Below are 20,598 nucleotides of genomic sequence, written 5' to 3'. Positions count from 1 at the left end.
CGAGTGACTGCTGCACATCCGTACCCGCCCGGCTTCGTCTGGGGCGTGGCCACCAGCGCCTACCAGATCGAGGGCGCCGCCAACGAGGACGGGCGCGGCCCGTCGATCTGGGACATCTTCTCGCACACGCCCGGCCGCACGGCGAACGGCGACACCGGCGACGTGGCCTGCGACCACTACCACCGCTGGCGCGACGACGTGGAGCTGATCGCCTCGCTCGGCGTCGATGCCTATCGCTTCTCGATCGCATGGCCGCGGGTGCAGCCGCTCGGGCAGGGCGCCTGGAACGAGCAGGGCCTCGCGTTCTACGACCGCCTGGTCGATGCCCTGCTGGCGCGCGGCATCAAGCCGCATGCCACGCTCTATCACTGGGACCTGCCGCAGGCCCTGCAGGACCAGGGCGGCTGGCAGAACCGCGAAACCGCCCAGCGCTTTGCCGACTATGCCGCGCAGGTCGCCCGCCGCCTAGGCGACCGGCTCGGCTCCATTGCCACCCACAACGAACCGTGGTGCACCGCCACGCTGGGCCACCTGGTGGGCAAGTTCGCGCCCGGCATCCAGGACGCGCAGATCGCCGCGCAGGTGTCGCACCACCTGCTGCTGTCCCACGGGCTGGCGCTGCAGGCCATGCGGGCAGTCGGCACGCGGGCGCCGCTGGGCATCGTGCTGAACCAGTCGTCGGTCACCGCGGCCACCGACAGCGAAGCCGACCGCCAGAAGGCCGAGCGCGAGTACGCGCTGTTCGTGCGCTGGTACATGGACCCGATCTTCAAGGGGAGGTATCCCACCGCTCCCGGCGTGTCGGTTTATCCGGCGGTTCATGACAACGATTTCAAGGTCATCGGCCAGAAGCTCGACTTCCTGGGCATCAACTACTACACCCGCATCTGGGCTTCCAGCGAAGGGCTGCCGCCGCCCAAGCCGCACGGCGAGTCCGACATGGGCTGGGAGAACTGGCCGCAGGGCCTGACCGAGCTGCTGGTGGGCCTGAAGCGCCAGTACGGCGAGCTGCCGCCCATCTACGTCACCGAGAACGGCATCGCCTGCGCCGACCGGCTCGAAGGCGGCCGCGTGGCCGACGCGCAGCGCATCGAGTACATGCGCAGCCACCTGGCGGCGCTGCGTGCCGCCATGGCCGAGGGCGTGGACGTGCGGGGCTTCTTCTACTGGAGCCTGCTCGACAACTTCGAGTGGGACTCCGGCTACGACAAGCGCTTCGGCCTCGTGCACGTGGACTACGCCAGCCAGCGCCGCACCCTCAAGGACAGTGCCCACTGGTACCACGGCCACATCGACGCCGCACGCGCGGCCACGCTCAACGCACAGCGTCCGGCGCCGGCGCTGGCAGGAGGCCTCTGACATGGCGGCCTTGAGCCTGCGCGCGGTGCGCAAGAACTACGGCGACGTGCCGGTGGTGCACGGCATCGACCTCGACATCGCCGAAGGCGAGTTCGCGGTGTTCGTGGGCCCGTCGGGCTGCGGCAAGTCCACGCTGCTGCGCATGATCGCCGGCCTCGAGGAGATCACCGGCGGGGAGATCGCCATCGGCGAGCGCGTGGTCAACCAGGTGAGCGCGTCCGAGCGCGGCGTGGCCATGGTGTTCCAGAGCTACGCGCTGTACCCGCACATGACGGTGGCCGAAAACATGGGCTTCGCGCTCAAGCTCGCCGGCCAGTCGAAGGCGGAGGTTGCGAAGGCGGTGGGCCAGGCGGCCGAGATCCTGCAGATCACGCCGCTGCTCGACCGCAAGCCGGCCGCGCTGTCGGGCGGGCAGCGCCAGCGCGTGGCCATCGGCCGCGCCATCGTGCGCAAGCCGCGCGTGTTCCTGTTCGACGAGCCGCTGTCCAACCTCGACGCGGCACTGCGGGTGCAGATGCGCATCGAGCTCGCTCGCCTGCACAAGGAGCTGGGCACGACCATGGTCTACGTCACCCACGACCAGGTCGAGGCGATGACGCTGGGCGACCGCATCGCCGTGTTCAACAAGGGGCGCATCGAGCAGGTGGGTGCGCCGCTGGAGCTCTACAACGCGCCGGCGAACCGCTTCGTGGCGGGCTTCCTCGGCTCGCCGCGCATGAACTTCTTCGACTGCCGCGCCGAGCCGGCCGCCGGCGGCTCCGCGACGCGCCTCGTGTTCGAAGGCGCGGGCCGCATCGAGTGGCCGGGCGCGACCCCTGCGGGCGACCTGCACCTGGGCGTGCGGCCCGAACACCTGCAGGTGGCCGAAGGCGAGGGCGAGACCGGCCTCGCGGCGCAGGTGAGCATGGTCGAGCACCTGGGCGACGCGGTGATCGTGCATGCGCGCCTGGCCGGTTCTGGCGCGCCCTTCGCGATGCGCGTCGCGCCGCAGCAGACCGCGCTGCTCGGGCAGCTGCAGGCCGGAGCCGCGGTGCGCGTGATGCCGCAGCTCGACATGGTCCACCTGTTCGACACGCAAGGCCGCGCGCTGCTCGCCGCGCCGCTGAAGCAGGCCGCCTGACGTGACGCATGAATCCACCCACTGCCGCCGAGGAGGCGGCGTTTTCCCCAAGAGAGACCAAGGAGACATCGCAATGACGAAGACCAAGCTGTTCACTGCGCTCGCGCTGGCGGGGCTGGCCCAGGCGGCCTCTGCCGCGCCGCCCATCGACTTCAGCGGCTACTTCCGCGCCGGCACCGGCGTCAACGCACGCGGCGGCACGCAGGTCTGCTACGGCCTGCCCGGCGCCGACACGAAATGGCGCCTGGGCAACGAGTGCGACTACGTGATCGAACCCAACTTCGCCGCCAAGATCGCCAGCCACGAAGGCTCCGACTGGTACGTGCACTTCATGCCCAGCGTCTACCGCGCCTGGGGCGGCAGCGAGTTCCAGACCTCGCTCTCGCCGGGCGACCAGACCGTGGCCGGCAGCGGCACCACCGAACTGGTCACCCGCTTCGGCCAGGTCTATGCCTACGGCAACAAGATCGCCATGCTGGGCAACGGCAAGGTCTGGGCGGGCCGGCGCTTCTACAACCGCCTGCAGCTGGGCATCAACGACCAGTTCCTCGAGAACAACGACGGCGACGGCGCCGGCATCGAGGACATCGAGCTGGGCGGCACGGCCAAGCTGTCATTCGCGTTCATGATGAACCCGCGCGACCTCGACACGGCCAACAACAACCGCTTCGCGCTGCCGATCCGCGTGACCGGCATTCCCACGCTGCCCAACGGCTCGCTGTCGGTGTATGTCACGCCGTCGGCCCAGCTCGAAAGCCGCAACCAGGTCACCGGCACGGACCCGGCCGACCAGCCCAAGGGCATTGCGGTGGGCCTGTACCAGAGCATCAACGGGACGCTGGGCGGCAGCACGCTGGTGGGCTTCAAGCACGACAAGCAGGGCGAGGTGAAGAACACCCGCCTCGTGGTGCAGCAGACCGGCAAGCTGGGCGCGGGCACCGCCTGGGACCTGATCGGCGAGTACCGCCTCAACACCAACAACGGTGTCGACAGCAAGTGGTACTCGCTGGGCGGCCGCACCGACACCCACATCAGCGGTCCGCTGCGCTTCCTCGTCGAGCTGGGCACCGACCAGGTCAAGACCGACGGCGGCCCCACGCGCAACATGACCAAGCTCACGCTGGCCGGCGCCGTGTCGGCCGGCAACGAAGCCGGTTCGCGCCCGACCATCCGCCTGTTCGTGACCCACGCGGTGTGGAACGAGGCGGCGCGGCAGACGCTCAGCGGGCGCCTGGCCGAGGTGTATGCCGACAAGAAGTCGGGCACGTCCGTGGGCATCCAGGCCGAGTCCTGGTGGTGAGTCTCCGCCCGGGCCGGCGCGAAGCGGCCCGCCCGGGCCGCCTTCACCTCGCGCAGTGGGTTGCCACCGAACGGGGACGTGGGGGCCGGCCCGGCGGCTTTTTCCAGTCGAGACGGGGACCTACCCGAACAGCTTCGCCGCAATCCCCGCCACATGCCGCCCCTGGAACCGGGCCATCCCGAGCTCCTGTTCGCTGGGGTGCCGCTCGCCCTTGCCGCCGGCGATGGTGCTGGCGCCGTACGGGCTGCCACCCTTGATCTCGTCGATGCCCATCTGCGTCTGGTCGCTGTAGGGCAGGCCGACGACGATCATGCCCAGGTGCAGCAGCGTGGGGTGGAAGGTGAGCAGGGTGCTTTCCTGTCCGCCGTGTTGCGTGGCGCTGGAGGTGAACACGCTGCCGACCTTGCCGACCAGTGCGCCGCTTTGCCACAGCGCGCCGGTCTGGTCGAGGAAGTTGCGCATCTGGCCGGTCATGTTGCCGTAGCGGGTGGGCGTGCCGAAGATGATGGCGTGGTAGTCGCCCAGCTCCTGCGGGCTGGCCACCGGCGCCTGCTGGTCGAGCTTGGCGCCTGACTTGCGCAGCACTTCCTCCGGCACCAGCTCGGGCACACGCTTGATCACCACCTCTGTGCCGGCCACTTCACGAGCGCCTTCGGCTTCGGCCTGTGCCATGCGTTCCACGTGGCCGTACATGCTGTAGTAGAGGACGAGGATCTTCGCCATGGGAAGTGCTCCTTGATGCTGGGTTGGGATGGGCCCCGCTCAGCCGACGATCGGGTTGTCTTTCGAACTGCGGTTGCTGGCCGGCGTGAGCCTCACCTCGTCGGTCGGCACGATGGCGATGTGGCCGTCTGGCTCGAGGATGGCCCACTTCACCTGCGTCAGCTCGTCGAGCCCGGACTTGTGCATCTCGCTGAACAGCTCGTCGGTGGTGACACGGTTGCTGTCGAGCGCGTCACGGCGCAGCTCGCCATGGCTCACCAGCACGGTGGGCGCGCCCGAAACCGCCAGCTCCAGCTTCTTGAAGCGGTGTACCAGCACCGAGGTGAGGAAAACCAGCACGAACAGCGTCGACACGCCGATGAGCGCATTGGTGAGCGAATAGTCGTCGCGGGTCAGCGCCTGCGACACGATCTCGGGAATCATCAGCAGCGTCACCAGCTCCAGCGGCGAGAGCTGGCCGAACTCGCGCTTGCCGAGCACGCGCAGGCCCACCAGCACGAACAGGTAGATGACGGCCACGCGCAGCACGGTTTCCATATCGTCGTCCGTCGCCCTTCCTAGGGCAGCACCACGGTGGCCACATCCACCGCCACGTCGCTGCCGGGCTGGGCCACGAGTCTCACGCGGCCGGCATGGCGGCCGTACTTGTCACCCTCCAGCGTGGCCACCACGCGGCGCGCTTCGCCGGGCGGCAGCGCTCCGAGCGGCACCTCGTGGTGCTCGGGCGTCACTTCTTCCACGGCCGGTGTGGTCTCCACCCGGGTGAAGGCTCCCAGGTAGGAGTGATCGATCTGCAAGGTCGTCATGGGCAGCGTGGTGTCGCCCTCGTTCCTCACGGTGATGCCGAGTTCGCGCAGCGTGCGAAAGCGCTGCACCGCCGGGTAGTCCACCTGCAGCGACACACCGCCGGCCGACACGCTGCGGACATGGCCTTGGCGTTCGCCCAGCAGGCCGGTGAGCGCCACCGCCGGCACCAGCGCGAGCAACGGTACGCCCACCGCCTGCACGATGCCGATGTGAACCCGGGTGGGGGTCTGCGGCGGCTCAGGCGGCTGTGCAGCCGCAGGTTTGCGTGAAGGGGCCTTCGTCATCGCGATGCCGGTGGCGTGGGATGTGTGGTTCACCACGGGCAATCGGTGTTCCTCGCGCCGCGCACCGGATTTGCCTGCCCTTCGGTCGCACAGTGAGTGCGACCTTGAATGAACGTACACGTACAACTGCAGGAACGTCGCCATGAACGCTTCGATCACCGTCTCTGAACCGTACCGCGTGCTGGTGGTAGACGACAACGCCGATTCCGCCGACACCCTGGCCAGCGTCCTGAGCCTTGCGCTCTCGTGCGAGGTGTACACCGCTTACGACGGACGCACGGCCGTGGAGCTGGCCAGCGAGCATTACCCAGACGTGGTCATCATGGACATCACCATGCCCGGCATGGACGGCACCGAGACCGTGCAGGTGCTGCGCAAGCTGTTCTCGGGCCACCGGCAGCCGAAGTTCATTGCCGTCACCGGCCTGTCGGCCGGTGACAACGAACGGCGCCTGCTGTCGAGCGGCTTCGATGCCTTTGTGGCCAAGCCGGTGGACATCGACCTCATGCTCGGCCTGCTGGCCGATGCCGCACCTTCCGCTGCTGCGGCCGCTAGCGCGCCTTCAGCTGCACCAGCGTACTGAGCAGCCGGTCGAGCGCGAGCGGCTTCTTCAGGCGCGCATCGAAGCCGGCGGCGAACGCTTCGCGTCCGCCGCGCGGCCCAGATCATCCGCTGTCACACCGGACACGCTTTCTCACTGCGCGCGCTGCACGCACGCTGCAGATGGCCCGGGAAGAAAGCACCGAGCAGGCCTTGTGGTCGGCCATCCGCGCGCTCCACGAGCGGCAGATGCTGTTGCACCAGACCGGTGTGCTGGCGCGCCGTCAAGGCGACGAAGCGGCCGCCGCAGCCTCCAGCACACAAGCCGCGCAGGCCGCCAGCGAGATCATGCTGCTGCGCGGCCTCCTCGAAAGCCGCTGAGGGCGCGCGCCGCGAGCATCGAAGAAGTTGCCGACGCCTTCGCACAAATTGCAGCAGGCGTGCGGCGCTGCAAGGGGTGCTTCAGGGTGCAACGCTTCCCGGGCATGCGCAGGTACATCGCTTGCCGTGGAGGAGCATCGCTTGAAGGCTCCCCACCATGGAAAGAACAAACACTTGCGAACGACCGCTGCGCATCGCGATGATCAGCGAGCACGCGTCACCGCTGGCCCTGCTGGGCGGCGTCGACGCCGGCGGCCAGAACCTCTACGTGGCCCACATGGCCGAATGCCTGGCCCGCGCGGGCCATCGTGTCGACGTGTTCACGCGGCGCGATTCGCGCGACGTGCCCGCCGTGGTGCGAATGAAGCCGCGCCTGCGCGTGCTGCACATCCCCGCCGGCAGGCCGGGCTTCATTCCCAAGGAGCAGCTGCTGCCCTACATGCCGCAGTTCTGCGACGCCTGCGAGCGCATCTGCGGCGAGCGCATGCACTACGACGTGGTGCACGCCAACTTCTTCATGTCCGGCTGGGTGGCGTTGCAGCTCAAGCGGCGGCTCGGGCTGCCCTTCGCCATCACCTTCCATGCGCTCGGGCTGGTGCGGCGTGAGCACCAGCGGCAGGCGGACGGCTTTCCGCTGCAGCGCATCGACATCGAACGGCAGCTCGTGCGCGAGGCGGACTGCGTGGTGGCCGAGTGCCCGCAGGACGAGCTCGACCTGGTGCGCCTGTATGGCGCGCAGCCGCAGCGCCTGGCCATGGTGCCCTGCGGCTATGACCCGGCCGAGTTCCAGCCGATGGACCGGCAGAAGGCGCGTGCTTCGCTCGGGCTGGCGGAGCATGAGTTCGTCCTGTTGCAGCTCGGCCGGCTGGTGCCGCGCAAGGGCATCGACAACGTGATCCGCGCACTGAAGCAGCTGCCTGCACACGTGCCGGCGCGGCTGCTGGTGGTAGGCGGCGAGTCCGACGAGCCCGACGAGACCGTCACGCCGGAGATCGGGCGGCTGCGCGGCATCGCACGAGAGCTCGGCGTGGCCGCGCAGGTGCAGTTCGTCGGCCGGCGCCAGCGCCACGAACTGGGCCGCTACTACGCCGCCTGCGACGTCTTCGTCACCACGCCCTGGTACGAACCCTTCGGCATCACGCCGCTCGAAGCGATGGCCTGTGCCACGCCGGTGGTGGGCTCGGCGGTGGGCGGGATCCAGTACACGGTGCTGCACGGCGTGACCGGGCAGCTCGTGCCGCCGCACGACCCGCAGGCGCTGGCCCGCTGCCTCGCCGAGCTGCACGACAACCCGGCGCTGGCCCGCGCCATGGGGCGCGCCGGCCTCGAGCGGGTGCGGTCCACCTTCACCTGGGAGCGTGTCGCCGAGCAGCTGGCCATGGCCCTGCAGGACGTTTCACTCGCCCACAAGGCCAACCAGGCAGCCCATCGCGCGCTGGTGCTCGAGGCGCCGCCGGCCTCTCATCAAACCACTCGGACGGTGCAGTCATGACTTCAGTTCTCGACAACAAGGTGGTGCTGGTCACTGGTGCCGGCCGCGGACTCGGCGCGGCCATCGCACGCAGGCTGGCCGCCTCGGGTGCGCGGGTGGCCGTGGCCGACCTGCAGCCGCAGCTCGCCGAAGCCTGCGCCCGCAGCATCGACCCGGGCGGCGCGGGCGCCCTGCCGCTGACGCTGGACGTGGCCGACCTGGCCTCGGCACGGTCGGCCGTCGAGGCCGTGTGCGAACGTTTCGGCGGCCTCGACGTGCTGGTCAACAACGCCGGCACCGACGTCACCGCACCGATCGACGAGCTGTCCTTCGAGGCCTGGGACCGGGTGCTCGCCACCAACCTCAAAGGGCCGTTCCTGATGAGCAAGCTCGCGCTCGCGGCGCTGCGTGCGTCCGACGGAGGGCAGGGCGGCCACATCGTCAACATCGCATCCACCGCGGCGCGTCGCACCTGGCCCAACGCCAGCGCCTACCACGCGAGCAAGTGGGGGCTGGTGGGCCTGTCGCATGCGCTGCATGCCGAGCTGCGGCCGCAGGGCGTGCGCGTGTCCACCGTGATCGCCGGCGGCATGCGCACCCCCTTCCTGCTCGACCGCTTCCCCGACCTCGACCCGGCCCGCCTGCAGGACCCGGCCAACGTGGCCGAGGCGGTGCATTTCATGCTGACCATGCCGCGCGAGTCGGTGGTGCCCGAGATGATGGTGCTGCCGCTGCAGGAGACCTCCTGGCCATGACGAGAGCAGCGGTCTTCGTCGACAAGGACGGCACGCTCATCGAGAACGTGCCGTACAACGTGGACCCGGCGTTGCTGGCGTTCACCCGCGGCGCTGTCGAGGCGCTGCAGCGGCTGGCGCGGGCCGGCTATGCGCTCTTTGTCGTGACCAACCAGCCTGGCGTGGCGCTGGGCCTGTTCGACCGGGCGGCGCTCGACCGGCTGCTGCAGGCGCTGCGGACCCTGCTGAACGAACGGGGTGTCGAGCTGGCCGGCCTGTACGCCTGCACGCACCGGCCGGCTTCGCACGGCCTCGCGCCCTGCACCTGCCGCAAACCGGCACCGGGCATGTTGCAGCGCGCTGCCGATGAACACGACATCGACCTCGGCCGCTCGTGGATGGTCGGCGACATCCTCGACGACGTGGAGGCCGGCCGCCGGGCCGGATGCCGCACGGTGATGCTCGACGTGGGCCACGAGACCGAATGGCGGCTTTCCGATCAGCGGCTGCCGCATTTCGGCGTGGCCGACCTCGCCGAGGCGGCCGACGTGATCCTGAGCGAAGACGGCGGCGGGGCGCCCATCCAACCAGTGAAAGCAGTACACGATGAATGCTGAAGCCACTGTCTTCGATGCTGCCGTGAGGCAGCGCTGGCGCGGCGTGCGCAAGGTGCTGGCCGTGCGGCTCGACAACCTGGGCGACGTGCTCATGACCACGCCTGCGCTGACGGCCATGCGCCAGAGCCTGCCGGGCGTGCACCTCACGCTGCTGGCGTCGCCCTCGGGTGCGACGCTTGCGCCTTTCATCGACGACGTGGACGACGTGATCGCCTACGACGCACCGTGGATGAAGGGCGGGGCCGCGCGCAAGCCCGGCACCACGCCCGACGAGGAATGGGCCATCGTGCGCAGGCTGGCTGCGGAGCAGTTCGACGCCGCGGTGATCTTCACCTGCTACACCCAGAGCGCCCTGCCGGCCGCGATGCTGTGCCGGCAGGCCGGCATCGGCCTGCGGCTCGCACACTGCCGCGAGAACCCCTACGGCCTGCTGACCGACTGGGTGCCCGACCCGGAGCCGCAGGCCGGCATCCGCCACGAGGTCGAGCGCCAGCTGGCGCTGGTGGGGGCGGTGGGCCTGTGCACCGACGACGACCGCATGAGCTTCGACTACCGCAGCGAAGACCTGGTGAGCCTGTGCGCCAAGCTCGAGACGCGGGGCGTGACGCCGAAGCGTCCGTGGGTCGTGGTTCATCCGGGCGCCACCGCGCCGTCGCGCCGCTACCCGGCCGGCCAGTTCGGCGCAGCCGCCGACCTGATCGCGAACGACATCAACTGCCATGTGCTGTTCACCGGCACCGCCGACGAGGCAGACCTCGTGCTCGCGGCGCAGGCGCGCATGCAGCGGCCGGGCATCTCGCTGGCGGGACAGCTGTCGCTGGGCGAGCTGGCCGCGCTCATCGCGCACTCGAAGCTGCTGGTGTCCAGCAACAGCGGGCCGGTGCACATCGCCGCCGCGGTGGGCACGCCGGTGGTCGACCTGTACGCCCTCACGAACCCGCAGCACACGCCTTGGCGCGTGCCATCGCGGGTGCTCAACCGCGACGTGCCCTGCCGCAATTGCCTGAAGAGCGTGTGCCCTGAGGGCCACCACAACTGCCTGCGGCTGGTCACGCCAGAGGAGGTGGCGCAGGCGGCACACGAGCTGATCGAGCTGCAGCCCGAGCCGCAGCACTGGGAGCCGGAGCAGGAAGACGAACACGGCGGTGTGCTGCATGAGGGCAACACCGCCAGTGCCGTGTTTGCCATGGCCACCGCGCAAGCGGCGCTCGCATCATGATCACGCTGGGCATCAATGCCGCTTTCCACGACAGCGCGGCCGCGCTGGTGAAGGACGGGCAACTCATTGCAGCGGCCGAGGAAGAACGCTTCACCGGCATCAAGCACGCCAAGCGGCCGCTGCCGTTCACCGCCTGGGAGCTGCCCTTCCATGCCATCGACTACTGCCTGCGCGAGGCCGGCATCCTGCTGGGCGAGGTGGACAACGTGGCCTACAGCTACGACCCGTGGCGCTTCCTGCGCGACCGCAGCGTGGGCTCCACCATCGAGCTGCCGCTGGAGCCTTCTGCCGCGCGGCGCGCCGAAGGCGGCTGGGAAAACCCATGGGACCCGCTGTTCGCCAGCTACATCGTCAATGCACCGAGGCAGCTGGCCGGCGGCGCGCCGCACCACCTGAAGGCTCGCTTCGCCGGGGTGTCGTTTCCGGGGCCGTATCGCTGGAGCTTCGTCGAGCACCACATCTGCCACCAGGCCAGCGCCTTCCTGGCCGCGCCCTTCGAGCATTGCGCGGTGATGACGCTCGACGGCCGCGGCGAGGACGCCACCACCACCTACGGACGCTGGCGCGACGGCCATTACCACCCCCTTGGTGAAGTGCTGATGCCCACGTCGCTGGGGCTGCTGTACGAGCGCATCACCAGCCACCTGGGCTTCCTGCATTCGAGCGACGAATACAAGGTGATGGCGCTGGCTGCGCTGGGGCGTCCTTCGTACCTGGAGAAGTTCCGCCGCCTGGTGAAGGTGAGCCATGCCGGCCGCTACGAGATCGAAGCGTTCGACCCGGTGGAGCTGTTCGGGCCGGCGCGCCATAAGGGCGCAGCGCTCACCCAGGCGCATTTCGACCTCGCGGCCTCGCTGCAGGCGGTGCTCGAGGAAACGGTGCTGCAGCTGGCCGGCTGGCTGCGCGAGGTGAGCGGAGAACGCCACCTCGCAATGGCCGGCGGCGTGGCCCTCAACTGCGTGATGAACTCCAGGCTGCGCGATGCCGGCATCTTCGAGCAGGTGTGGGTCCAGCCGGCCGCCGGCGATGCCGGCACGGCGCTGGGCGCCGCGCTGTGGATCGACATGCAGCACCAGCGTGCCGAGACCGGCCGCCTGCGGCACTGGAACATGCAGCATGCCTACTGGGGGCCGGGCTACGGCGACGACGAGATCGAGGCGCTGCTCAAGTGGTCGAAGCTGCCGTACCGCCGGCTCGACGACGTGGCCGAAGAAACCGCGAAGCTGCTCACGCAGGACCGCATCATCGGCTGGTTCCAGGGCCGCATGGAGTTCGGCCCGCGGGCCCTGGGTGCGCGCTCCATCCTGGCCTCGCCGCTGTCGCCCGACATGCAGGCGCGGCTCAACGAGCTCAAGGACCGCGAGGATTTCCGACCGGTAGCGCCGGTGGTGCCTGAGGACGACCTCGCCGAATGGTTCAGCCCGGCGCAGGCCAACGGCGGCAGCGCACCCTTCATGCTCTTCATCTACGACGTGCCGCCCGACAAGGCGCAGCGCATCCCGGCGGTGTGCCATGCCGACCGCACCGCACGCGTGCAGACGGTGCGGCGCGACACCAACCCGCGCTACTACGACCTGCTCAAGGCCTTCGGCCGCGCCACCGGTGTGCCGGTGCTGGTGAACACCTCGTTCAACGTGCGCGGCGAACCCATCGTCAACTCGCCGCGCGACGCGCTCAACGCGTTCTGGAGCACGCCGCTCGATGCGCTCGTGATCGGCAGCTTCCTGCTGGAGAAGAGCCGATGCTGAAGCTGCAGGTGTCGGTGGTGGTGCCCACCTACAAGCGCCCGGACCTGCTGCGGCGCTGCCTCGAGGCACTGCTGGCGCAGAGCCTGGTGCCCACCGCCTACGAGATCATCGTGGTGGACGACGCCCCCACGCCGGAGACCCGCTACCTTGTCGAAGGCCTGGCCTCCATCACCCGCGGCGTGCCGGCGCTGCACTACCTGACCGCCCCCGACACGCAGGGCCCTGCGGGTGCACGCAACCGCGGCTGGCGTTTCGCGATGGCGCCCATCGTCGCCTTCACCGACGACGACACCGTGCCCGACCGCGACTGGCTGTGGAACGGCCTGCAGGCGATGGCCCGCGACGACCTGGCGGCGGTGTGGGGCCGGGTGGTGGTGCCCCTGCCGGAGGCACCCACCGACCATGAGAAGAACACCAAGGGCCTGGAGCGAGCCGGATTCGTGACGGCCAACTGCCTGGTGCGACGCGATGCGCTCGAAGCCATCCATGGCTTCGACGAGCGCTTCCGCCGCGCCTGGCGCGAAGACACCGACCTGTACTTCCGCCTCACCGAGCTGGTGGGGCCGGTGGCCCAGGCGCCGCAGGCGGTGGTGGTGCACCCGGCGCGCAAGGCACCCTGGGGCGTGAGCCTGTCGCAGCAGGCCAATGCGTATTTCGATGCGCTGCTCTACAAGCTGCATCCGCAGCGCTTCCGCCAGGTGGTGCGGCGCCGCCCGCCCTGGCGCTACTACTTCATCGTGGCCGCCACGCTGGGGGCCGGCGTGGCGGCGCTGGCCGGCGCGGGCATGTGGGCCGCGCTGCTGCTGCTGGCCGCGCTGGCCGGCATCGTCGACTTCGCGCACGAGCGGCTGAAGGGCACCTCCCATGCGCCGGCGCACGTGGCCGAAATGGTGATCACCTCGGCGGCCATTCCGTTCCTTTCGGTCTACTGGCGGCTGGCGGGGTCGATCCGCTTCCGCGTGCTGTACCTGTAGGCGCACGTGCCGGCCGCCGCCTCCCTCCAGCGCGCCGCCACGCCGGGCTTCATGCGCACGGCGGCGCCGGCCCTGGATGCCGGCGAGGTGTCCCGACTGGGCGTCTTTCGTGCGCTGATGCTGGGCGACATGCTGTGTGCCGTGCCGACCCTGCGGGCGCTGCGCGCGGCGTATCCGCAGGCGAGGCTCACGCTCATCGGCCTGCCCTGGGCGCGGGAGCTGGCCCGCCGCCTGCCTGGCGTGGACGACTTCCTGGCCTTTCCCGGCTTCCCCGGCCTGCCCGAGGCGACACCGCAGCTGCAGGCGCTGCCGCAGTTCCTGAAGGACGCGCAGCAGCGACGCTTCGACCTGCTGGTGCAGCTGCATGGCAGCGGCGAGCTGAGCAACCCGATTGCCGCGTGTTGCGGCGCGCGCCACCTGGCCGGTTTCGTGACGCCCGGGCGCTACTGCCCCGAGCCGGCGCTGTTTGCCCCCTGGCCGCAGGCCGGCCACGAGATCGAACGGCTGCAGCAGGTGCTCGATGCGCTGGGCCTGCCGCGCACCGGCAGCGCACTCGAGTTCCCCTTGTGCGATGCCGACCGGACGAGTCTCTCGCAGCGCTGGCCCGACGGGCAGGCGCCGCGGGGCGGCTACGTCTGCCTGCATCCGGGGGCGCAGCTGCGCTCGCGTCGCTGGCCGGCCCGCCGGTTTGCCGCAGTGGCCGACCGGCTGGCGGCCCACGGCTGGGCGGTGGTGCTGACCGGCACCGAGGGCGAGCGCGGCATCGGCGCGGAAGTGCAGGCCGCGATGAGCCACCGCTGCATCGACATGATGGGCCGCACCAACCTGTGGGAGCTGGGCGCGCTCGTCGAGGGCGCTGCCCTGCTGGTGTGCAACGACACCTCGGTGTCGCACATCGCCGCGGCGCTCGGCACGCGCAGCGTGGTGGTGAGCTGCGGCGCCGACGTGTCGCGCTGGGCGCCGCTGGACCGCGACCGCCACCACGTGCTGTGGCACGACCTGCACTGCCGGCCCTGCGCCCACGAAATCTGCCCCACCGCGCACGAATGCGCACGGGCCGTCACACCCGAGCAGGTGGCGCAAGCCGCGCTGCTCCAACTTGCCTGCGGAGTCACCCATGTCCACTAGAAGGTTGCGCGTGCTCACCTGGCATGTGCACGGCAACTACCTGTACTACCTGACCCAGGTGCCGCATGACTTCCACCTCGTGACCGACGCGGCGCGCAGCCCGCACCATGCCGGGCGCAGCGGCACGCTGCCGTGGGGCGGCAACGTCTTCGAGGTGATGGCCGACGCGGTGCGCGACACCGAGTTCGACGTGGTGCTGTACCAGTCGCGCGACGCCTGGGACCGCGAGCGGCACCTGCTGCTGTCGCCCGCGCAGCAGCGGCTGCCGGCGGTCTATCTCGAGCACGACCCGCCGCAGGAGCACCCGACCAACACCCGCCACTGGGTCGACGACCCGAACATGCTGCTGGTGCACGTGACCCCGTTCAACGCGCTGATGTGGGACAGCGGCTGCACGCCGGTGCGGGTGGTGGAGCATGGCGTGCGGCTGCTCGATGCCGGCGCGCGATACACCGGCGAAGTGCTGCAGGGCGTGTCGGTCGTCAACAACCTCGACCGCCGCGGCCGCCGCCTCGGGCTCGACGTGTACGAGCAGGTGGTGCAGCGCGTGCCCATCGCGCTGGTGGGCATGGGCGCCGAACGGCTGCGCCATCTGGGCGGGCAGGGCGAGGTGGCCAACCACGAGCTGCCGTCGTTCATGGCGAAGCACCGCTTCTTCTTCAACCCGATCCGCTACACCAGCCTGGGCCTCGCGATCGTCGAAGCCATGATGGTGGGCCTGCCCATCGTGGGCCTGGCCACCACCGAACTCGCGAGCGTCATCCGCAACGGCGAGTCGGGCTATGTGGACACGCGCATCGAGCCGCTGGTCGAGTCGATGCAGCGCTTGCTGCGCGACCCTGGCGAGGCCCAGCACCTCGGACGCGGCGCGCGCGCCCTGGCGCAGGAGCGCTACAACATCGACCGGTTCGTGGCCGACTGGCTGACCGTGTTCAAGACGGTGGCGCAGTAGCAGGGCGCAACGGCGCCGGAGCGCCTCAGCGGCTGGCCGCACCGTTGGCCGGCGTTGCCGACACCGGCAGCTTCTGCGCGGCAGCCAGGTGCGCCTTCAGCGTGGGCAGTGTGCGTTCGGCGAATGCCTTGATCTCCGGATCGCGCGCTTCCTTGGCCGCCCGCTCGAACATCGAGATGTCGTCCTTGTGGTCGGCAATGCCCACCGTTTCGACGAACTGGCGGTCGAACTGCGGGCCCTGCGCCATGGAGAGCCGCTCCAGCGTCGGCCTCTTGCCGGCCGGAACCTCCGCGGGTACGGTCAGGCCCTTCTTGGCCGCCAGCACCTTGAGCTGGTCGTTCGCCGCGGTGTGGTGCTGCACCAGCATGTCGGCGAACGCTCGCACCTGCACGTCGGTGGCCTTCTGCAGCGCGGTGCGGGCAATGGTGACCTCGTAGACGCCGGCGGCGGCCGCCGAGGTGACGAAGTTCTGGTCGGCAAGGCCGAGCGTGCTGGCCGGCGGCGTGCTGGTGCCCGACGATCCGAGCGTGCCCTGCTGCGATGCACCGGCATTCGCCTGCGAAGCATCCGCACTCGCCTGAGACTGGCCGGTGAGCCCGCCTCCGATGCCCGAGCCGGTGGCCGTGGACGAAGGATCCAGCGCCTCGGCCTTGCCGTGTGCCTGCTCGGACCCTTGCGGGTTGTCGCTGGTGGTGGGCGGGTTGGGCGCCACGGCCCTCTCTTCAGGGCGGTCGCCGAACGACCAGAGGCCGGTGGCCAGCGCGGTCACGATGACCGCGGCGCCCACGGCCAGCCCGGTGGTGATGTGTTCTCGTCGCAAACGCATGGCGTCTTCCTTCCTGCTTCGACTGCACCCCTTTCGTCCGGCACAACACGTGCCCGTATTGCTGATTCCCACACCCTGCGCAGCAAGAAGGCCCCCGATGGATTGGCAGTTCCTACGCGACGAATTACAGAGGTTCGACATCCACTTGTTCACCCTCGGCGGCGCCAGCTTCACGCTGTGGTCGTTCGTGAAGCTGGTGATCGCGCTGATCGTGCTGTTCTACATGGCCGCCTGGCTCAACCGCTGGGCGGTGAGGAAGGTGCTGCAGCATGCGAACGTCGATGCCGGGCTGCGGCAGTCCATCGGCTCGATGGTCCATTACCTCGTGCTGATCATCGGCATCGCGTTGATCCTGCAGAACGCGGGCATCAAGCTCACCGCCTTCGCGGTGGTGGCCGGCGCGGTGAGCGTGGGCATCGGCTTCGGCCTGCAGAACATCATCAGCAACTTCATCAGCGGGCTGATCGTGATGTTCGAGCGGCCCATCAAGGTGGGCGACCGCATCGAGGTGGCCGGCGTCGAGGGCACCGTCCACGAGATCGGCGCGCGCCGCACGACCATCATCACCAACGACAGCATCGCGATCCTGGTGCCCAACCAGAAGTTCATCACCGACAACGTGGTGAACCTGGTCTACATGGACTACCAGATCCGCCTGCGCGTGCCGGTGCACGTGGCCGGCGGCAGCGACATCGCGCTGGTGCGCCGGCTGCTGCTCGAAGCGGCGCATGAGCACCCCGACGTGGTGAAGCAGCCGGAGCCCGCGGTGCTGCTGCTGTCGCTCGGCGGCGCGGCCATGAACTTCGAACTGACGGTGTGGTTCAGCGCCGAGAACCGCTTGCGGCAGGAAGTGCTGAGCGAACTGAACTTCGCGGTGGGCGAGAAGCTGCGCGCGCACGAGGTCAAGAACGCATGAGGCCGGCGCAGGGAACGCCGCTTGCTGTTGGAGGACGTCAACAAGAGGAGACTCCATGCCGACGAAACGGGTGCTCGTCACGGGCGGGGCCGGCTTTCTGGGCAGCCACCTATGCGATCGCCTGCTGGCGGCGGGCCATGACGTGCTGGCCGTCGACAACTTCTCCACCGGCTCGCAGGCGAACCTCGGCCACCTGCTGCGCAAGCCGCATTTCCACCTGCGGCAGCACGACGTCGTGCAGCCGCTCGACGAGGACGTCGACGGCATCTTCAACCTGGCCTGCCCGGCCAGCCCGCTGCACTACCAGCGCGACCCGGTGCACACCACGCTCACCAGCGTGCTGGGCGTGCACCACCTGCTCGAACTCGCCGAGCGCCGCGGCGCACGCCTGTTCCAGGCATCCACCAGCGAGGTCTACGGCGACCCGCAGGTCACGCCGCAAAGCGAGAACTACCGCGGCAACGTGAATCCGCTGGGCCCGCGCGCCTGCTACGACGAAGGCAAGCGCTGCGCCGAGACGCTGTGTTTCGCCTACCACCTGCAGCGCGGGGTGGCAGTGCGCATCGCGCGCATCTTCAACACCTACGGCCCGCGCCTGGCGCCCGGCGACGGCCGGGTGGTGAGCAACTTCATCTGCCAGGCGCTGCGCGGTGAAGACATCACCGTCTACGGCAGCGGCGAGCAGACGCGCAGCTTCTGCTATGTCGACGACCTGATCGAAGGCGTGCTGCTGCTGATGGATGCCGACATCGAAGGCCCGCTCAACCTCGGCAACCCGGACTGCCGGCCGGTGCTCGAGCTGGCGGAGCTGGTGCTGAGGCTCACCGGCAGCCGCTCGCGCATCGTGTTCCAGGCCCTGCCGGCCGACGATCCGAAGATGCGCTGCCCCGACATCCGACATGCGACCCGCCAGCTCGGCTGGGCGCCGAAGGTCCGTCTCGAGGACGGCCTGCGAGAAACCATCGACTACTTCCGCCACCTCCTTCATTGATCGGGTTGTCCATGCAAGTTGCCGTACTGGGGCTGGGTTATGTGGGGTTGTCCACCGCGGCCTGCCTGGCCGAGCTGGGCCACAGCGTCACCGGCTACGACATCGACCCGCAGCGGGTGCGGCTGCTGATGCAGGACGAGGTGCCGTTCTACGAGCCGGAGATCGACGCGTTGATTGCGGTGCACCAGGCGCGCGGCCAGCTCGGCTTCACGGTGGACCTGTCGCTCGCGCTGCAGGGCTGCGACGTGGTGATGCTCGCGGTGGGCACGCCGCAGGGCCACAACGGCGATGCCGAGCTGGGTGCGGTGAAGAACGCGGTGCATGCGATCGGCCAGCAGCTGCAGCAGCCGGCCGTGGTGGCGGTGAAGTCCACCGTGCCGGTGGGCACCTGCGAGCGGCTGGAGGCCGCGCTGCAGGAACAGCTGCGCAAGCGCGGCATCGCCGGGCGGGTGCCGGTGGTGAGCAATCCGGAGTTCCTGCGCGAGGGCCGCGCGGTGGAGGACTTCCTCGACCCTGACCGCATCATCGTCGGCGTGTCGCATCGCGCCGATGCCGAGCTGATGCATGCGCTGTATGCGCCGCTGGTGGAGCGCGGCCACCCGCTGCTGGTGATGGACACGCGCAGCGCCGAGCTCACCAAGTACACCGCCAACGTCATGCTGGCCGCCCGCATCAGCCTCATCAACGAGGTGGCGTCGCTGGCCGAGCTGATGGGCGCCGACGTGGAGCAGGTGGCCAAGGGCGTGGGGCTCGACCGCCGCATCGGCCCGCACTTCCTGCATGCGGGCATCGGCTACGGCGGTTCATGTTTCCCGAAGGACGTGAAGGCCATGATCCGCATGGCCGCCGACCTGGGCCTGCCCGCACGGCTGCTGCAGGCGGTGGACCAGGTCAACGAGCGGCAGCGCCGCTGCCTGTTCGAGAAGATCAGCCACTTCTACGGCGGGCCGGAGGGCCTGCGCGGCAAGCGCATCGCGGTGTGGGGCCTGGCCTTCAAACCGGGCACCGACGACCTGCGCGAGGCGCCGAGCCTGGTGCTGCTGCGCCAGCTCATCGGCGCGGGTGCCGAGGTGCGCGCCTACGACCCGGTGGCCGCGCCGAAGGCCGCGGCCCTGCTGGGCCACAGCAGCGCCGTCGCCTGGTGTGCCAGTGCCGACGCCGCACTCTCGCAGGCCGACGCGCTGGCCATCTGCACCGAGTGGCCGGAGTTCGGCGAGGTGGACGCCTCGAAGGTGGCGCAGCAGCTGACCGACCAGGTGGTGTTCGACGGCCGCAACATGGTCGATGCGCTGCACTGGTCGCGCCACGGCCTGCGGGTGATCCAGATCGGCCGGCCGGATGGCGCGCTGCAGCCGGCGGTGGAAGTGGTGGGCGGCGTGGGCTGAAGCCTGCGCCTCGACCGGGAAGGAAAAAGGGCGCCGCGAGGCGCCCTTCTTGCTGGCTGCTTCGCTTGAGCTTCAGCTGGACTTGCGGCCGGTCGACGAGGAAGACGTCGACGACGAACCCGTCCCCGAGGTGCCGCTGCTGCCGCCGCCGATGCTGGTGGACGACTTGCCGGTGTCGGAGTCGCTGCCGCTGTAGGAGCCGGAGCTGCCTGCGCCGCTCGTGCTCCCCGCAGCACCCAGGCTGCCCGCGCCGCTGCTGCTGCCTTGCTGGCCGCTCATGCCGGCGCCGCCGCCGCGCTGCTGGCGCTGGTTGCGCCACTGGTCGAACTCGTCGGAGAACTTCTTGTAGCGCTCCTGGCGCCATTCGTTGTAGTCGTTGTCGAGCGTGCGCATCTGCTCGCTGCGCCATTGGTGGTAGTCGGGGTCGAAATGCTGGTGGCGACCGCCTTCGTGCTCGCGGCCCCACTGCGATTCGCGCCCGCCGCGCTGCTGCTCTTCCCAGCCGCCTTGCTGGCCGCCGCCATAACCGCCGCCTCTCGGGCCGCCATAGCCGCTGTAGCCGCCCTGGCTGCCGCCATAGGCTTCGCGGCCGCTGCCGCCGAAGCTGCCCTGGCTGCTGCCATAGCCGCTCTGCGTGCTGCCGTAGCCGCCCTGGCTCGCGCCGTAACGACCCTGCTGACCGCCATAGCCACCCTGTTCGCCGCCGTAGCCGCCATAGCCGCCCTGGCTGCCGCCGAAGCCGCCGCCCTGGCCGCCGTAGCCACCTTGGCTGCCGCCATAGCCGCCCTCGGAACGCCCTTCACGGGCGGGATCGAGAAACTCGCGACGGCCGGTGTAGTAGTCGCCGCTGTAGCCGGAGCCGCCCTGCTGGGAGCCGCCGCCGCCCCAGTCGCGGTCGTCGCTGCCCCAGCCGCCGGCGCGCCAGTCTTCCGGTCCGCCGTAGCCGCGCGCGTACTCCTGCTCGCGGCCGCCGCCCTGTCCGTAGCGCTCCTGTTCCTGGCGGCCCTGCCACCGGTCGCCGCGCTGGCCCTCCATGCCGTAGCGGCGTTCGTCGTCCTGGCTGCCGCCGCGGCGGCCGTTTCCATAGTTGCTGTACGGGTTCATGGTCTGTCCTTTCTATCGC

At 69.8% G+C, this 20,598-nt stretch carries 21 protein-coding genes; 16 read left to right on the top strand and 5 right to left on the bottom strand.

Going from position 1 to position 20,598, the window contains the following annotated elements:
* Positions 1 to 3: 3 nt before the first annotated feature.
* The 3 genes from E8D38_RS04250 (at position 4) to E8D38_RS04240 (ending at position 3,779) form a co-directional block, all read left to right on the top strand.
* A complete protein-coding gene (locus E8D38_RS04250; RefSeq protein WP_140626493.1) occupies positions 4 to 1,359 on the top strand; it encodes a GH1 family beta-glucosidase in 1,356 nt (451 codons plus the stop codon).
* Between the two features lies 1 nt (position 1,360).
* Positions 1,361 to 2,479 carry an ABC transporter ATP-binding protein gene (locus E8D38_RS04245; protein WP_140626492.1) on the top strand — a complete coding sequence of 373 codons (1,119 nt, stop codon included), beginning with the start codon at positions 1,361 to 1,363 and terminating at the stop codon, positions 2,477 to 2,479.
* 73 nt (positions 2,480 to 2,552) lie between these two features.
* Positions 2,553 to 3,779, top strand: coding sequence for a carbohydrate porin (locus tag E8D38_RS04240; RefSeq protein WP_140626491.1), 1,227 nt, complete (start codon positions 2,553 to 2,555; stop codon positions 3,777 to 3,779).
* A 120-nt stretch (positions 3,780 to 3,899) separates the two neighbouring features.
* Here the strand turns inward: E8D38_RS04240 and wrbA are convergent, their stop codons facing one another.
* Genes wrbA through E8D38_RS04225 form a run of 3 tightly spaced genes read right to left on the bottom strand, consistent with a single transcriptional unit; the run spans position 3,900 to position 5,626 of the window.
* The gene (gene wrbA / locus E8D38_RS04235; RefSeq protein ID WP_140626490.1) at positions 3,900 to 4,502 is read right to left on the bottom strand and encodes an NAD(P)H:quinone oxidoreductase; all 603 of its coding nucleotides are present in this window, start codon (positions 4,500 to 4,502) and stop codon (positions 3,900 to 3,902) included.
* A gap of 39 nt (positions 4,503 to 4,541) precedes the next feature.
* Positions 4,542 to 5,039: a DUF421 domain-containing protein gene (locus tag E8D38_RS04230; protein WP_140626489.1), complete on the bottom strand. Its 498-nt coding sequence runs from the start codon at positions 5,037 to 5,039 to the stop codon at positions 4,542 to 4,544.
* A gap of 20 nt (positions 5,040 to 5,059) precedes the next feature.
* A complete protein-coding gene (locus E8D38_RS04225; RefSeq protein WP_140626488.1) occupies positions 5,060 to 5,626 on the bottom strand; it encodes a hypothetical protein in 567 nt (188 codons plus the stop codon).
* 109 nt (positions 5,627 to 5,735) lie between these two features.
* Here E8D38_RS04225 and E8D38_RS04220 point away from each other — a divergent pair, with 109 nt between their 5' ends.
* From E8D38_RS04220 to E8D38_RS04175, 10 genes are all read left to right on the top strand, one after another.
* On the top strand, positions 5,736 to 6,176 hold the full coding sequence (locus tag E8D38_RS04220; protein WP_140626487.1) for a response regulator: 441 nt from the start codon (positions 5,736 to 5,738) through the stop codon (positions 6,174 to 6,176).
* A gap of 140 nt (positions 6,177 to 6,316) precedes the next feature.
* On the top strand, positions 6,317 to 6,514 hold the full coding sequence (locus E8D38_RS04215) for a hypothetical protein (protein ID WP_140626486.1): 198 nt from the start codon (positions 6,317 to 6,319) through the stop codon (positions 6,512 to 6,514).
* A 157-nt stretch (positions 6,515 to 6,671) separates the two neighbouring features.
* Complete coding sequence (locus E8D38_RS04210; protein ID WP_425462746.1) at positions 6,672 to 8,006, top strand: glycosyltransferase family 4 protein; 1,335 nt, start codon at positions 6,672 to 6,674, stop codon at positions 8,004 to 8,006.
* Positions 8,003 to 8,740 (top strand): SDR family oxidoreductase, encoded by a 738-nt coding sequence (locus E8D38_RS04205; protein ID WP_140626485.1) that lies wholly within the window; start codon positions 8,003 to 8,005, stop codon positions 8,738 to 8,740. Before E8D38_RS04210 ends, E8D38_RS04205 begins: the two co-directional genes overlap by 4 nt.
* Positions 8,737 to 9,336, top strand: coding sequence for a D-glycero-alpha-D-manno-heptose-1,7-bisphosphate 7-phosphatase (locus E8D38_RS04200; RefSeq protein ID WP_140626484.1), 600 nt, complete (start codon positions 8,737 to 8,739; stop codon positions 9,334 to 9,336). The genes E8D38_RS04205 and E8D38_RS04200 overlap by 4 nt, the downstream gene beginning before the upstream one ends.
* Entirely contained in the window at positions 9,326 to 10,555 is a 1,230-nt protein-coding gene (locus E8D38_RS04195; RefSeq protein WP_140626483.1) for a glycosyltransferase family 9 protein, read from the top strand. Before E8D38_RS04200 ends, E8D38_RS04195 begins: the two co-directional genes overlap by 11 nt.
* Positions 10,552 to 12,303: a carbamoyltransferase family protein gene (locus E8D38_RS04190; protein WP_140626482.1), complete on the top strand. Its 1,752-nt coding sequence runs from the start codon at positions 10,552 to 10,554 to the stop codon at positions 12,301 to 12,303. The genes E8D38_RS04195 and E8D38_RS04190 overlap by 4 nt, the downstream gene beginning before the upstream one ends.
* On the top strand, positions 12,297 to 13,277 hold the full coding sequence (locus E8D38_RS04185) for a glycosyltransferase family 2 protein (RefSeq protein ID WP_140626481.1): 981 nt from the start codon (positions 12,297 to 12,299) through the stop codon (positions 13,275 to 13,277). The genes E8D38_RS04190 and E8D38_RS04185 overlap by 7 nt, the downstream gene beginning before the upstream one ends.
* 6 nt (positions 13,278 to 13,283) lie before the next feature.
* The gene (locus tag E8D38_RS04180; protein ID WP_246099352.1) at positions 13,284 to 14,405 is read left to right on the top strand and encodes a glycosyltransferase family 9 protein; all 1,122 of its coding nucleotides are present in this window, start codon (positions 13,284 to 13,286) and stop codon (positions 14,403 to 14,405) included.
* Positions 14,395 to 15,357, top strand: a complete 963-nt coding sequence (locus E8D38_RS04175; protein ID WP_140626480.1) for a glycosyltransferase family 4 protein — start codon at positions 14,395 to 14,397, stop codon at positions 15,355 to 15,357. Before E8D38_RS04180 ends, E8D38_RS04175 begins: the two co-directional genes overlap by 11 nt.
* Before the next feature lie 25 nt (positions 15,358 to 15,382).
* Here the strand turns inward: E8D38_RS04175 and E8D38_RS04170 are convergent, their stop codons facing one another.
* Positions 15,383 to 16,183, bottom strand: coding sequence for a DUF4142 domain-containing protein (locus E8D38_RS04170; protein WP_181178918.1), 801 nt, complete (start codon positions 16,181 to 16,183; stop codon positions 15,383 to 15,385).
* Between the two features lie 97 nt (positions 16,184 to 16,280).
* Between E8D38_RS04170 and E8D38_RS04165 the strand changes: the two genes are divergently transcribed.
* From E8D38_RS04165 to E8D38_RS04155, 3 genes are read left to right on the top strand one after another with little or no spacing between them, the layout of a single operon-like run.
* Positions 16,281 to 17,099 carry a mechanosensitive ion channel family protein gene (locus E8D38_RS04165; protein WP_181178917.1) on the top strand — a complete coding sequence of 273 codons (819 nt, stop codon included), beginning with the start codon at positions 16,281 to 16,283 and terminating at the stop codon, positions 17,097 to 17,099.
* A gap of 55 nt (positions 17,100 to 17,154) precedes the next feature.
* Positions 17,155 to 18,090, top strand: a complete 936-nt coding sequence (locus tag E8D38_RS04160) for a UDP-glucuronic acid decarboxylase family protein (protein WP_140626478.1) — start codon at positions 17,155 to 17,157, stop codon at positions 18,088 to 18,090.
* Positions 18,091 to 18,101: 11 nt separating this feature from the next.
* Positions 18,102 to 19,475 (top strand): UDP-glucose dehydrogenase family protein, encoded by a 1,374-nt coding sequence (locus E8D38_RS04155; protein WP_140626477.1) that lies wholly within the window; start codon positions 18,102 to 18,104, stop codon positions 19,473 to 19,475.
* A 72-nt stretch (positions 19,476 to 19,547) separates the two neighbouring features.
* Here the strand turns inward: E8D38_RS04155 and E8D38_RS28175 are convergent, their stop codons facing one another.
* A complete protein-coding gene (locus E8D38_RS28175; protein ID WP_181178916.1) occupies positions 19,548 to 20,579 on the bottom strand; it encodes a hypothetical protein in 1,032 nt (343 codons plus the stop codon).
* Positions 20,580 to 20,598: the final 19 nt, after the last annotated feature.

It is taken from the genome of Methylibium rhizosphaerae (assembly GCF_006386545.1).
In the GTDB taxonomy this organism is placed as follows: Bacteria; Pseudomonadota; Gammaproteobacteria; order Burkholderiales; family Burkholderiaceae_C; genus Pseudorivibacter; species Pseudorivibacter rhizosphaerae.
The sequence above is the reverse complement of the archived record's forward strand: the minus strand, read 5'-3'. Positions and strand labels throughout refer to the sequence as shown.

What these genes read in the sequence shown, in the direction of transcription:
- E8D38_RS04245 (WP_140626492.1), top strand. Translation starts at nt 1,361, where the DNA reads ATGGCGGCCTTGAGCCTGCGCGCGGTGCGCAAGAACTACGGCGACGTG.
- E8D38_RS04240 (WP_140626491.1), top strand. Translation starts at nt 2,553, where the DNA reads ATGACGAAGACCAAGCTGTTCACTGCGCTCGCGCTGGCGGGGCTGGCC.
- wrbA (WP_140626490.1), bottom strand. Translation starts at nt 4,502, where the DNA reads ATGGCGAAGATCCTCGTCCTCTACTACAGCATGTACGGCCACGTGGAA.
- E8D38_RS04230 (WP_140626489.1), bottom strand. Translation starts at nt 5,039, where the DNA reads ATGGAAACCGTGCTGCGCGTGGCCGTCATCTACCTGTTCGTGCTGGTG.
- E8D38_RS04220 (WP_140626487.1), top strand. Translation starts at nt 5,736, where the DNA reads ATGAACGCTTCGATCACCGTCTCTGAACCGTACCGCGTGCTGGTGGTA.
- E8D38_RS04215 (WP_140626486.1), top strand. Translation starts at nt 6,317, where the DNA reads ATGGCCCGGGAAGAAAGCACCGAGCAGGCCTTGTGGTCGGCCATCCGC.
- E8D38_RS04210 (WP_425462746.1), top strand. Translation starts at nt 6,672, where the DNA reads ATGGAAAGAACAAACACTTGCGAACGACCGCTGCGCATCGCGATGATC.
- E8D38_RS04205 (WP_140626485.1), top strand. Translation starts at nt 8,003, where the DNA reads ATGACTTCAGTTCTCGACAACAAGGTGGTGCTGGTCACTGGTGCCGGC.
- E8D38_RS04200 (WP_140626484.1), top strand. Translation starts at nt 8,737, where the DNA reads ATGACGAGAGCAGCGGTCTTCGTCGACAAGGACGGCACGCTCATCGAG.
- E8D38_RS04195 (WP_140626483.1), top strand. Translation starts at nt 9,326, where the DNA reads ATGAATGCTGAAGCCACTGTCTTCGATGCTGCCGTGAGGCAGCGCTGG.
- E8D38_RS04190 (WP_140626482.1), top strand. Translation starts at nt 10,552, where the DNA reads ATGATCACGCTGGGCATCAATGCCGCTTTCCACGACAGCGCGGCCGCG.
- E8D38_RS04185 (WP_140626481.1), top strand. Translation starts at nt 12,297, where the DNA reads ATGCTGAAGCTGCAGGTGTCGGTGGTGGTGCCCACCTACAAGCGCCCG.
- E8D38_RS04175 (WP_140626480.1), top strand. Translation starts at nt 14,395, where the DNA reads ATGTCCACTAGAAGGTTGCGCGTGCTCACCTGGCATGTGCACGGCAAC.
- E8D38_RS04170 (WP_181178918.1), bottom strand. Translation starts at nt 16,183, where the DNA reads ATGCGTTTGCGACGAGAACACATCACCACCGGGCTGGCCGTGGGCGCC.
- E8D38_RS04165 (WP_181178917.1), top strand. Translation starts at nt 16,281, where the DNA reads ATGGATTGGCAGTTCCTACGCGACGAATTACAGAGGTTCGACATCCAC.
- E8D38_RS04160 (WP_140626478.1), top strand. Translation starts at nt 17,155, where the DNA reads ATGCCGACGAAACGGGTGCTCGTCACGGGCGGGGCCGGCTTTCTGGGC.
- E8D38_RS04155 (WP_140626477.1), top strand. Translation starts at nt 18,102, where the DNA reads ATGCAAGTTGCCGTACTGGGGCTGGGTTATGTGGGGTTGTCCACCGCG.
- E8D38_RS28175 (WP_181178916.1), bottom strand. Translation starts at nt 20,579, where the DNA reads ATGAACCCGTACAGCAACTATGGAAACGGCCGCCGCGGCGGCAGCCAG.